The following is a 12,553-nucleotide window of genomic DNA, read 5'->3' as shown; positions in this document are numbered from 1 at the left end:
GTCTATTGGTTTGAAGACGGGGCAAAATTCATCCTCAGAAAAAAGACCCGAAGAGGGGGTCTCTTCGGGTCTTGACCGATCGAAATGAATCAGCCGATCACTTTGACACGTTCGTCGATTGGTGCGAAGTCTTTTTCCGCTGCTGGTGCGGCGATGTTGCCGAATGGCATTTGTGCGCGCAGTTTCCAGCTTGCCGGGATGTCGAATTCCTTTTGTACGGCTTCATCAATCAGTGGGTTGTAATGCTGCAGGGAAGCACCCACGCCGAGCTCGGCAAGTGCAGTCCAAACAGAGAACTGAGCGATTCCTGTGCTGTGTTCCGACCAGATCGGGAAGTTGTCTGCGTACAGCGCAAATTTTTCCTGTAGGCCTTTGACGACATCTTGATCTTCGTAGAACAGCACCGTGCCGACACCGGCATTGAAGGATGCTAGTTTTTGCGCGGTTGATTCGAAGGACTGCCCTTCAGGAATAACCTTGCGCAGTGCAGCTTCGGCAAAACCGCCTTCGCCCCAGATCTTTGCGCTTTCGTCGCCGAATAGGACAACGGCATGTGCCGATTGAGAGTTGAATGCGGACGGTGCGTATTTTACCGCTTCTTGGATCGCCTTAACGATTTCTTCCTTGCTTGCTTTTACATTTTTATCAAGGGCATAAATGCTCCTGCGTTTCTTCAGTGCATCAATAAAAGTTTCAGACATAGGTCATACACACTCCTTAACTAATTAATTTTTCTTTACTTACATAAGTATAGCTTGTAATTAAAAAAAAGCCAACGATTTGCACTTACTCTTTTTTAGGTTCTTCATCGGCGTACCATTTATTCGCCCAGCGGTGTACTTCGTCTAAGATTGGTTTGATGCCTTTGCCCATTTCCGTTAGCCGGTAACTCACTTGGACCGGGTATCCGGTATCCACGAGCCGTTCGACAATGCCCATCTCCTCCAGTTCCCTGAGCCTTGCCGACAGCATGCGGTCGCTGAGTTCTGGGATTGCCGAAGAGATGGTACTGAAATGAGTTTCCCCAGTAAGCAGTACTTCTATAATCAAACCGTTCCACTTTTTTCCTAAAATTTTAAATGCCTTTTCTAATTTGGGACACACTGAGATTTCTCGTTCCATGGCCATCCCTCCTCATCTATTGTCCTATACATACAATAGATCACCTACTAACTTTTATTTATTATAAATGATTTTCGTTATTCTAGCCATGCTGAGGCGCTTTTCTGCTCTGATAAATGGCAATAATCGCCGCAATCTGCGTGATTTTCATAAAATTTTTCACAATTTTGCCGCAATCAGTGTGCCAATCGCGATCGATACATACAGAACCATCATCGATACAATCAGCAACCCGGTGTCAATGGATTCGACGCCCAAGGCATAAAGGACAAGTAGAGCCGCACCGCTACCAAATAAGACGACGTACAGAACACCGAGAAAATAGCGTTTCAAAATTAATGCCGTGCGTTCATCCGTTTCCGGAATATTCCCCATCTTTTTCTTATGTCGGGCGGCTAAGAAAAATCTTGCCAACAACCCGAGCAGCGGTGCACAGATGATTGTTGCCGCAAGACCAAAATCAATGGTCACATCGGCAATGGCCAGCCCGATAAATCCTCCAATTATTGTGCAAAGCAAGATTACCGTAATCATGAGCCGCTCCCACTGTTTCTTTTTCATTCCTTGTCTCCTTCCAGATAAAACAATTCTTCGATGGGTACGTTAAAATACCTGATTAATTTCAGAGCAAGTTCCAAACTCGGATTGTATTTGTTTTTCTCAATTGCATTTACGGTTTGACGCGTGATTTTCAAATCCTGAGCCATTCTTATCTGTGTGATCCCATTCTTCAGGCGAAGTTCACGAATATGATTGACAACACGCATAGGAATTTCCTTTCAGTAAGTAAAGATATCTTTACACCTAATATATCAGATTCCTCGCCTCATGTAAATATACCTTTACACGACACATCCGCTAACTCCTTTCCGCCACCATGCCAATCCGAACGACTGCTGCACCGCCGAGACAGATCCAGAACATAGAAAGGACGGTTAAGCCTTTTCTACAGGGATTCACAAGCACCTGCCTCGATTAGGCATCATTTTTTTTGAGGGCGGTTGATCTGAATCTACTGATCTTTGGTACACTTAACTTATTCTGATCGAAACGGGGCTTTAGCTATGGAAAAAACTGCGGTGCTGCTCGTCAATTTGGGGACTCCGGAGGCTGCCGATACTCAATCGGTGCGCCGCTATCTGGCGCAATTCCTCAGTGACCGGCGTGTCATTGATCTACCGCGCTGGAAGTGGCTGCCGATTCTGCACGGGATTATTCTGCGCGTGCGGCCGAAACGATCGGCCAAGCTTTACAAATCGATATGGACGGAGGAGGGGTCGCCGCTGATCCTTCATGCCCGCAGGCAGCAAGTGGCGCTGCAAGAACGGCTATCGGAAACCGCGATCGATGTCGTACTGGCGATGAGCTATGGGCGCCCTGGTTTAGGCGATGCATTGGATCAGCTGCATCGGCAGAAGGTTCGCCGCCTGCTTGTGCTGCCGCTCTATCCGCAGTATTCGTCGACAACGGTTGGTTCCATTTGGGATGGTGTGCAGCGGTCACTTACCGGATGGCGCGATGTACCGGAGCTGCTATTCATTCGCGACTACCCGGTACATCCCGATTACATCGCCGCCTTGGTAGCGCGTGTTCAGCACTATGTTGCCAAACACGGCGAGCCTGACCGTCTGCTCCTCTCCTATCATGGCATTCCGTTGCGCTATGCCGAAGCTGGCGATGACTACCCGGAGCGCTGCCGTTTGACAACGGAACAGTTGAAGCGCCGGCTGCCGGATTTGGCGATCACGTAAACGTTTCAGTCCAAGTTTGGTCGTGAGGAATGGCTGACGCCGGCAACGATTGATACCGTGCGTCAGCTGGGGCGGCAAGGCGTGCGTCATGTTGCAGTCATCGCTCCGGGTTTTAGTGCCGACTGTTTGGAAACCTTGCAAGAACTCGAGCAGGAAAACGCCCGCGCTTTCTATGAGGCTGGCGGACAGCAGTTCGACTATATTCCGGCGGTCAATGACCATCCGTTTTTTATCGATTGTCTGGAAGATCTGGTGAGGCAAAGGCTGCGAATGACTGCCAAAATAAAGATCAGCTATTAGGTAGCTTCGCTTCGCCAAACTTTCGGAGAACGCGCGACCTTAGTCGCGCTTACACTATATTTCACTAAACCTTTTATCCTTATTTATGTTAAAAAAGATCAAGAAGTCGACGGCCCATCCGCCCAAGGGTGATCCGACCGCAATGCCGAATTGGAGTATCATTGAAGCGTTGGGATAGGTATAAAAATGGCCGGAACCTTTTGCGCGGCACCGGCATTTTTTGATTTTATTTAACTTTGGAGTTGAGTCACCGCTGCCGGTGGATGTGTTTTGAGGAATTCTTTGACGCGGTTTATCTTTGCCTATTGCTGCAGCTTACGATGATCTTGCTTTCTTTTTCAGCGCGCGAATGGAGACATCATGTTCACCGAGCATTTCAAAAATCGCTGCTTGATTTTCGATCATTTTGTCTAGGGATTGCTGATTGCGGTCAACTTTTTTATCAATCTTTTTTACGTAGCCATGCAGCTTATCGACATCACTGCTCAGCGCCGTCAGTTTCGCATCCGACACCTCTTGTCGATCATAAACCGCTTTAAGAATACGGCTGGTTTCATCGAGCTGTGTCTGCATCAGATCCTGCTTTTCTTCCATATGATCCATGCGCATCTCCATGTTACCCATGCGCATCTCCATGTTACCCATGCGCATCTCCATGTTATCCATGCGCATCTCCATGTTACCCATGCGGTCGTCCATACTTGTCAGTTTATCGAGAATTAACTCGAGTACTTTTTCACTCATGTATTCACCTCCTTTCATCTCGTTTGATCAGTCATGATGCCTGTTCATTTTTGTAGTTCTAGTATAACAAAGGAGTTCTCGATTCTTTAAAATGTGTGAAAAAAATTCGTCAAATTGCCTCAGGCCCACTGCCTCAACTTGATCACATGCCTTAGATGCGACGGGTACGGATTTATCGAGTGCTTTGATTATATTACCAGTGTAAAAAACGCGGGAGGAAAAGAATCCTCTCGCGTTTTTCATTGTTTCTGTTTCATTATTAAAAATCAAAATTATCCGGGTCGGCGCCGGTGCGGTGGTCTTGGTTTAGGGCGTTGATTGCTGCCATGTCTGCCTCGGTCAGTTCGAAGTCGAAGATGGCAAAGTTTTCTTTGATGCGGCCTTCGTTGACGGACTTCGGAATGGCGATGACTCCGCCTTGGACATGCCATCTGAGGATGACTTGTGCGGCGGATTTTCCGTATTTCTCTGCGATCGCGCCGATCGTTTTATCTTGAAGCAGCTCGCCGACCATCAGCGGTGCCCAAGCTTCAAGGCGGATGCCGCGTGCCTCGCTGAAGTCTTTGAGCGGTTGCTGTGTCAGGCGCGGATGGCGTTCAACTTGATTGACAACCGGCACGACTTCGGCGCCGTCTAGCAGATCTTCGAGGTGATGGATCTGGAAGTTGCTGACGCCGATTGCACGTACTTTTCCTTCCTTATATAACTGTTCCATGGCCCGCCATGTGTCTTTGTATTTTCCTTCCACCGGCCAGTGGATCAGATACAGATCCAGGTAGTCGAGGCCGAGCCGGTCGAGGCTGTCTTGATACGCCTTCAAGGTTGATGCGTAGCCTTGATCTGCGTTCCATACTTTTGACGTGATGAACAGGTCTTCGCGTTTTAAGCCGGTTTCTTTGCATGCGGCTTTGATCCCTTCGCCCACGCCTTGTTCATTTTGATAAATCGCAGCCGTGTCGATCAATCGATAGCCTGCGCGTATTGCGGCTTGTACCGATTGAGCCGCAACCGCTTGGTCTTCCACCCGGAATACGCCGAGTCCTTCAAGCGGCATCTCGACATCGTTATTTAATGTGACGGTTTTCTGTGTCATGGATCATCCTCCTCTAATGCATTCTTTACTCAGTGTAACGGATGCTGCCTTTGACGAACAGTACGCACCTTATTGTGTGATAGTTACCCAAAAGTTACCCTTATTCGTATTTAATCAGCGCTCATGCTCTCGGCCGATCCATTTTTTTGGCAAACGCAATGGAAGCGCGGATCATTTCCTTCAGGATGTCGCAGTTGATGTCGGCGAGCTTGTTCACATAGATGCAGGCTTTGCCGCGGGTATGTTTTCCAAAATCGACAGCGAATTTTTCATAGGCTTCATCAGGCATCATCAGGTACAAGCTGATCTTCGCTTTGCGCGGCGAGAATCCAGTTAGCGGCGCGTCTCCTTCACGTCCGGAGTCGTATTTATAGTGATACGATCCAAAACCGATGATGCTTGGTCCCCACATCTTCGCTTGAACACCGACGGTTTCTGTAAACAGTTCAAGTAGCTTGTAGGCATCCGCTTTTTTACGCGGGTGTTCCACGTTTTCGATAAATTCAATGACACTGTTTTCATTTTGCTTCATTTTTGCTTCGTCGCTCAATTCGGCTCACCTCACCTATTTTGTCGTATGAAACGATGTCTTTCTGTACATTTTAAACAAAGATGCGTGATCACGAAAGCTTCAATTTGTCAAAGGCATTTTTTGCTAATTTGTATTGTATAATAAAAGTATTGTCTTTTTCCGCTCAGCTTAACGAGCTTGGGGACGAAATAGCTTAAAACGGGAGGTTATTTAATGGAAGCACTCACTCAAAACAAGCTTGTCCATGGTTTTCGTCTGCTCAACAAGGACAGCATTCAGGACATTCACTCAGATGCGTATGTGCTTGCGCATGAAAAAAGCGGCGCAAGATTATTGTTTTTGAAAAATGACGATGACAATAAGGTTTTCTCGATTAGTTTCCGCACGCCTCCGGAAAATAACACCGGCGTTTTTCACATTCTTGAGCACTCGGTTCTGTGCGGATCGGATAAATATCCGGTGAAAGAACCGTTCGTAGAGCTGCTCAAAGGCTCACTCAATACCTTTTTGAATGCATTCACGTTCAGCGATAAAACGATGTATCCGGTCGCTAGTAAAAATGGTAAAGATTTTCAGAATTTGATGGACGTCTATCTCGATGCCGTTTTCCATCCGAACATTTATAAATACAAGGAAATTCTGCAGCAAGAAGGCTGGCATTATGAGCTGGAGAATGCCGATGATCCGCTCCATTACAAGGGCGTGGTCTACAACGAAATGAAGGGCGCTTTCTCCTCGCCGGAGGGATTGCTGATGCGTGCCAACCAGAGTTCACTGTTCCCGGACACGGCCTATGGATTCGAATCGGGCGGTGATCCGCTCTACATTCCTGATTTGACTTACGATTATTTCGTCGACTGTCATAAAAAATATTACAGTCCGGCCAACAGCTACATCTTTTTATACGGCAATCTTGATCTTGAAGAAAAGCTTGCCTTTCTCGATAAAGAGTACCTCAGTGCGTATGAGCGGATTGACGTGGATTCATCGATTGCTGTTCAGAAACCGATCGGCAAAATCAATGAAACGATCAAGGAGTATCCGGTTCTGCCTGACTCCGACTTGAAGGACAAAACCTATCTGAGCATGAACTTCGCCGTTTCTGAATCGACGAACCCGGAAACTTATCTGGCCTTCGACATACTCGACTACATTCTGCTCGACAGTCCGGCAGCGCCGCTCAAAAAAGCGATTCTCGATGCCGGCATCGGTCAGGATGTGTTCGGCGCCTACGACAACAGCATCCGCCAGCCGTTTTTCTCCATTAATGTAAAAAATGCGAATGAAGATCAAAAAGAAGCCTTTAAAAAAGTCGTCTTCGATACGCTGCGCCAATACGTAAAAGACGGTCTCGATAAAAAACAGATTGAAGCGGCGATCAACGTCAAAGAGTTCCAGCTGCGCGAGGCCGATTATGGCTCGATGCCGAAAGGGCTCATCTACAGTATCATGGCTATGGACAGCTGGCTCTACGATGAAGATCCGTTCATGCATCTAAAGTTCGAAGACAGCTTAGCAAAAATCAAGCAAGCATTAACAAGCAACTATTTTGAAAAGCTGATCGATCAGTACTTGCTGCACAGCAATCACCAGACCTTTGTCACCATCGCCCCATCGAAGACGATCGCGGACAAAGAAGCGAAGCTGGTGGAAAAGAAGCTTGCCGATGTCAAAGAAAATCTGAGCGCGGACGGCGTAAACCAGATTATTGAAGAAACGAAAAAGCTGAAGGAACGCCAGTCCAGTGCCGACAAGCCGGAAGACTTGCGCAAAATTCCGATGCTGTCGCTTTCGGATATCGACCGCAAAGCCGAAGAACTGCCGCTTGAGGAAGTCGCGGTTGATGGCGTCAAAACGCTCAAACATGAACTGGAAACCAATAAAATCGCCTACGTGAGCCTGTACTTTGATGCATCGAACGTGCCTGCCGATCAAATCTCAACCCTGACGCTGCTCCAGGAAATCCTGGGCAGGGTCGATACGGAAAACTACAAATACGCAGACCTGGTCAGCGAGATCAACATTCAGAGCGGCGGCATCGACTTTGACAACCAAACGTTCGGCGACAAGGCCGATGACGACGCCTATACACCGAAGTTCTCGGTGAAAACTAAAGTGCTGACGGAAAAATTGCCGCAAGCATTTGGGTTGATTCATGAGATCATCTACCATACCAAGTTCGACAATGGTGCGCGTATTCGCGAAATTGTCAAAGAAATCAAGTCGCGCATTGAAATGTCGTTCAACCAGAACGGTCAGTCGGTGGTTGTTCGCCGGCTTGGCTCCTATTTCTCGCAAGCAGCCGCCTATGGCGAGAAGCTGCGCGGGCTTGATTTTTACCGATTCATTACCGATCTGGACAAGAACTGGGATGCCCGCTTCAGTGAATTCTCGCAAAGCCTGGCTTCGCTCGCCAAACTGCTGTTCAATAAAGCAGGGCTGGTCATCAGCGTCACCGGCGACAGCTCCATTTTCAGTGCCGTTGAGAAAGAGTTCCCAGTACTCGACTTGCAGGAACAAGCGGCGACTCCGGAACGCGGCGCGCAGAAGCTGCCGGAACCGGAAGCCAAAAACGAAGGCTTGATGACCTCAAGCAAAGTCCAATATGCCGCTAAGGGCGCAAACTTCAAAGCACTCGGCTATGACTACAGCGGCAAGCTGCAAGTGCTGAAAAAAATCTTGTCACTGGACTATTTGTGGAATCATGTACGCGTCATGGGCGGCGCCTACGGCTGCGGGCTTGCGCTTGAGTCGGCCGGGAACATGGTATTCTGGTCATACCGCGACCCGAACCTGAAAGAAACAATGGCCGTTTACGATCAAGCAGCGGCCTTTGCCGAGTCCTTCGATGCCGACGATTACGAAATGACCAAATACATCATCGGTACACTTTCGGATTTGGAAACACCGCAGACGCCGCGGGCCAAAGGCAGCGTTGCCGACGCGCAGTACTTCAAAAAGATCACGCAAGCCGATATTCAAGAAACACGCGACAACGTTCTTGATACAAAACAAGGCGACATCAAAGCCTTCGGCAAGCTGCTCAAGGCAGTCACCGATCAAGGACTCGTCTGCGTGCTTGGCAGCGAAACAAAGATCAAAGAAAACCAAGACTTGTTCAAACAATGCGTCAATGTATTTGACTGAAAGATGGGAAGAACTGCGCGTGCGCAGTTCTTTTCTAAGTTAAAGAAAAGGAGCAGCCCCCATTTCATCGGACTGCTCCTTTTTTCGCGCGAATTTCGCTTTAACTTTGGCTCAATTCGCTTTAACTTCGGGATTTCGCTTTAACTCGCGGCGGTCCTTGCTGCGTTTTTTCATTGGATCGGCTTGAATTGTTCGATCTTGAAATGGCTGAAGACGGCGGTTCCCCCTTCTGCGTACAGGCTGATGCCTTGATCGGCGAGCGGTGGGAATGCTTCGTTGGTTAGGACGGTGCGCCCGTCGCCGGTGAAGACTTCTATGCTCGTTTTATCGACGAGTATTTTCAGATGGATTTTTTTTGCTGCCGGCGAAAGGGGTGCGCGGCTTTCGACACTCTGTTTTTTGTCATCCGGCTGGTTTGTGAAGCGGCGATTGACGTAGAGGGCATGGTCTTCTGTGAGAATGCCGACGTCGATATGCCGTTTCTTATTGCTTGATTCGCGCAGTCGTAAGCCAATGTTGCGTGCATCCGTCCAAGAGATATCGGTCTCAATCTGATAGGCGGTACCGCTTGCGCCCAGCGCTTTGTTTCCGTTCACGCGGATGGTTCTCGGTTGCTGCGTCGCTGTTGCCTGTTTATTGAGCGCGCCAATCGGTTTCGAGATGAGGCTGTACTGTTGCCCATGTTTCGCTAAGTGAATCGTGCGCACAATGGAGTTGACGCCATTGAAATCCTCGTCAAGGGTTGGCGTGGTGTTCGGGTAATCCCAGTTGTTCATCCAGGCGATTGCATAGCGAGAATCCAGACGGCGCTTCGGATTCTCGTTTTCGAAGGTGACAGCGGCATACCAGTCGAAGCCGTAATCGAGCCATTGCGGCGCTGGCTGATCGGGAGTAAATTGTTCGCCATCAAAGTTGCCGATCCAGTATGCGTAGGTGTTCGGCTGGCCCGATGCGCGTCCATTGGCGCTTGCCCCGAGTACCCATTTGACTGTACCATTGGCGGCGCGCAGCTGAAACAGATCCGGGCATTCAATCAGTCCGATATTTTCTGGCGTAAACCCGCTCATATAGCGCCAGTCCTTCAAATTTTCCGATTCATAGAAACCGATTTTCGCTCCTTCGGCAAGCAGCAACACCCATTTTTTGCGGGCGGTATCCCAAATGACCTTAGGATCGCGGTAGTCTTTAACCCCAGGATTGGGCATAACCGACTGTTCGTGGTCCTGTTTAAAGGTTTTACCGCCATCGGTGCTGTCCCAGAGAAACTGTTCCTGGCTGCGTCCATCAGGCGGCTGGGTCACAATCGCTACAAGCGCATTCTTTCCAAACCCTGCCGTATTCTGCGAATCACGTACAACCGATCCAGTCCAAATGTCGCCATTTTTGTTCGTGTATTTCGGTATTGCAACGCCCTTGTCCGTCCAGTGAACCAGATCTTTTGACGTTGCTTGGCGCCACTCTGTTCCGTTCCCTTTCGGGTAATCACGGTTGTACAAATAATAATAATGAAAAGTTCCATCAAAATAGAGCGGCCGCTGTGGATCATTCATCCATTTGTCCGGTACGGAAAAGTGATACACGGGACGATAGGAATGCTCCTCTGTCTCAACGGTCGGCTTCTTTTCCGGTTGCAGCGGCGCGAGGACTTGTAGGATGACCAGCACGAGCAGCAAACCGATCATGACCAGCGCGCCTGCAATGATGAGCCGTCGGGTTCTTAAATTTTTCATATATAATGCTCCTTATGGCTTTCTATTCTCGTCTATTTTTCCCGAAAACAAAAAAAATGTCACCGATAGGCGACATTTTTTCAAAATCTCTTCCGTTTAATCAGTCAATCGTGAGCTGTCCTTGATCAAGCGTACTGTCAGGAACGACCGAGCTGCGTGATCCTTGCAACTTCACGAGGAAGCTTGGTGCAAACGTTGAGTGTTGATCGTCAAATGTACCGCGGTTGGTCATATAGCTCGTAATCACTACGTTGTTGCCGCGCTTTTGCGGTACGGCAAAGTGCGAGTAATTCCAAGTGATGTCATCGGTATCCAAGTCCATGTGGAGCACTAGACCGCTGCCATTCATTGGACGATAGGTTCCGGTCAGCGAGTTGGACACGTAACCGAGCATGTAGATATCTTTGTCTCCGATTCCGTCAATCGTCATTTTCGCGCCGCGTGAATCGGTAAACAGATACCATTTGCCATTCTTTTTAAAGAGGTTCGCTCGTTCGATTTCATCGGTGACCGTATTCGATGTAATCAATGGTTTCATGACTTTTTTCAGCGTGTAATCGTTATTCAGCTCAATGATGCCCAAGGCCCCATTGGCCAGCGATGCCAGATTCTTTTTCGGGCTTTCGAGCAGTGCTTTTCGCTCCTTTTGGAAATATCGGAGCCCGCCGCCGTAGTAGGCCCGGTTGTCCAGCTGGTTGTCTCCCTGATAGCCGACCTTCGTCCCGGTATTTGCTTCAAAGACAAGGTATTTGTGCCCTTTATCTTCTACGTAATGTGGATCACGCAGCGTATGGTTATCCGCGCCCTTGTCACCGGCCACGAATTGATCAACGGTTTGATAATATTTGCCGTCGCCATCAAAAATTGATTTCAAATCTTCGATGCCGTCAACCTTTAAGGTCGTTGCATCAGGCTGTGACAGATTGATCTGCGCAGTCGTTAAGGTTTGTTTTCCGTAGAGTTTCTTGCCTTCGTCCCATGGATGACGGTTTGTGTAAAACAAACGCACTTTGCCGTCCGAGGTCAGCGTTGCCGATCCCGACCATTCCTCTGCCTGATTCTTCAAGATTTCATCATTCGTTTTCAAGTGATCATCCGCTTGGAAAACGCGACCTGCGTTCTTCCAGCTGTCAATCGATGTGTCGCCTTTCTTTTGGTAAAAAAGGTAAATGAATGTGTCGCTGCCGACTTTCGGATCACCAGCGAGTGCAAAGACAATGTTATAGCCTTTATAGTTGGCTACCGTGCCGTCCGCGTTCTGCAGCGGCCAGCTGTCCCAAACATCCAAATCGATTTCGTTTCCATCTTTATCCTTGCCAACTGCCGATGGTAAATTTTCAATCGTTGATTCATCAAATTGCGGAACTTCGAAGCGTTCGTTCCCCTGCTGATCGGGAATTTTACTCATATCATAGCGTGTAATATGGGAAACGCCATAAGTCTGGTTCTTCCCAAAAGCATCAATTGGTTTCGCGGATACATTGCCTGCACCTACAATCAAAAAGGTTGCGGTAAGCAGTCCTGCAATAAGCTTCTTTGGCTGTTTTCTCACGGTATTCTTCTCTCCTCCGACGATTTTGGATTCATCGTTTCATAAACGTTGCCCTATTCACTTTTTCTCTGTTGTGCGCACAGGATAAGAACAATTGTCAACCGGTTGTCAATCAATCGATGACTGGGCACCTCTAGAATACGGTGAAGCCAGCTGTCTGTCAATTCACCAAAATATGTCGGTAAGCGTTTCCTAAACTAGACCTTATTAAGCCTTTAGTCCCTCTTTAGATGACTGATGTAACAAACTATGCAATCTTTTGTTTTTGCCCCGTTCAAGTCGATATACAAATTAATCTGCCCTAGTCCATAACGGACTTGGATTTTCAAGCGCGCAACGCAACGAATGGACAGTACTTTTGAACCATTCGCAAAATTTCAATGATCGTTACACAAACGCAACAAAAACAGGTCTATAGCCCCCAATTAACTCCAGAAAAATTTATATTACATTTTATTATCAACCGCATTTTGTCAACCGATTGACAATTAGATCGGCTTTAATCGATAGGACTGTTCATTGGGTAACAAAGCAAGTCTTTAGAAAAACCAAGCTGTGCTTGGTCCTTAATCTCCAACCATG

The 12,553-nt window shown here is 48.0% G+C and carries 10 protein-coding genes and 1 pseudogene; 2 read left to right on the top strand and 9 right to left on the bottom strand.

Annotated features, from left to right (window positions below):
• Positions 1–89: 89 nt before the first annotated feature.
• The 4 genes from SIN01_RS11960 to SIN01_RS11945 all read right to left on the bottom strand — a co-directional run bounded on the left by SIN01_RS11960 (position 90) and on the right by SIN01_RS11945 (position 1,889).
• On the bottom strand, positions 90–701 hold the full coding sequence (locus SIN01_RS11960; RefSeq protein WP_010027436.1) for a nitroreductase family protein: 612 nt from the start codon (positions 699–701) through the stop codon (positions 90–92).
• Between the two features lie 85 nt (positions 702–786).
• Positions 787–1,122, bottom strand: coding sequence for a winged helix-turn-helix transcriptional regulator (locus tag SIN01_RS11955; protein WP_010027434.1), 336 nt, complete (start codon positions 1,120–1,122; stop codon positions 787–789).
• A 159-nt stretch (positions 1,123–1,281) separates the two neighbouring features.
• Entirely contained in the window at positions 1,282–1,683 is a 402-nt protein-coding gene (locus tag SIN01_RS11950) for a hypothetical protein (protein WP_010023548.1), read from the bottom strand.
• Complete coding sequence (locus tag SIN01_RS11945) at positions 1,680–1,889, bottom strand: helix-turn-helix transcriptional regulator (protein WP_010023550.1); 210 nt, start codon at positions 1,887–1,889, stop codon at positions 1,680–1,682. The genes SIN01_RS11950 and SIN01_RS11945 overlap by 4 nt, the downstream gene beginning before the upstream one ends.
• Before the next feature lie 297 nt (positions 1,890–2,186).
• On the opposite strand from SIN01_RS11945, the pseudogene hemH reads away from it, so the two are divergent.
• Positions 2,187–3,173, top strand: a pseudogene (gene hemH, locus SIN01_RS11940) (ferrochelatase).
• 315 nt (positions 3,174–3,488) lie between these two features.
• Here hemH and SIN01_RS11935 read toward each other — a convergent pair.
• The 3 genes from SIN01_RS11935 to SIN01_RS11925 form a co-directional block, all read right to left on the bottom strand.
• Complete coding sequence (locus SIN01_RS11935; protein WP_047035225.1) at positions 3,489–3,917, bottom strand: hypothetical protein; 429 nt, start codon at positions 3,915–3,917, stop codon at positions 3,489–3,491.
• A gap of 259 nt (positions 3,918–4,176) precedes the next feature.
• Positions 4,177–5,010 (bottom strand): aldo/keto reductase, encoded by an 834-nt coding sequence (locus SIN01_RS11930; RefSeq protein WP_010025118.1) that lies wholly within the window; start codon positions 5,008–5,010, stop codon positions 4,177–4,179.
• Positions 5,011–5,131: 121 nt separating this feature from the next.
• Positions 5,132–5,560, bottom strand: a complete 429-nt coding sequence (locus tag SIN01_RS11925; protein WP_010025117.1) for a DUF1801 domain-containing protein — start codon at positions 5,558–5,560, stop codon at positions 5,132–5,134.
• Positions 5,561–5,755: 195 nt separating this feature from the next.
• Here SIN01_RS11925 and SIN01_RS11920 point away from each other — a divergent pair, with 195 nt between their 5' ends.
• A complete protein-coding gene (locus SIN01_RS11920; RefSeq protein WP_010025116.1) occupies positions 5,756–8,689 on the top strand; it encodes an insulinase family protein in 2,934 nt (977 codons plus the stop codon).
• Between the two features lie 170 nt (positions 8,690–8,859).
• On the opposite strand, the gene levB is transcribed toward SIN01_RS11920, so the two are convergent.
• Positions 8,860–10,419 carry a 2,6-beta-fructan 6-levanbiohydrolase gene (gene levB / locus SIN01_RS11915; RefSeq protein ID WP_010027212.1) on the bottom strand — a complete coding sequence of 520 codons (1,560 nt, stop codon included), beginning with the start codon at positions 10,417–10,419 and terminating at the stop codon, positions 8,860–8,862.
• 100 nt (positions 10,420–10,519) lie between these two features.
• Complete coding sequence (gene sacB, locus SIN01_RS11910) at positions 10,520–11,971, bottom strand: levansucrase (protein WP_010027213.1); 1,452 nt, start codon at positions 11,969–11,971, stop codon at positions 10,520–10,522.
• Between the last annotated feature and the right edge of the window lie 582 nt (positions 11,972–12,553).

This window comes from Sporolactobacillus inulinus, from assembly GCF_006539285.1.
In the GTDB taxonomy this organism is placed as follows: domain Bacteria; phylum Bacillota; class Bacilli; order Bacillales; family Sporolactobacillaceae; genus Sporolactobacillus; species Sporolactobacillus inulinus.
The sequence above is the reverse complement of the archived record's forward strand: the minus strand, read 5'-3'. Positions and strand labels throughout refer to the sequence as shown.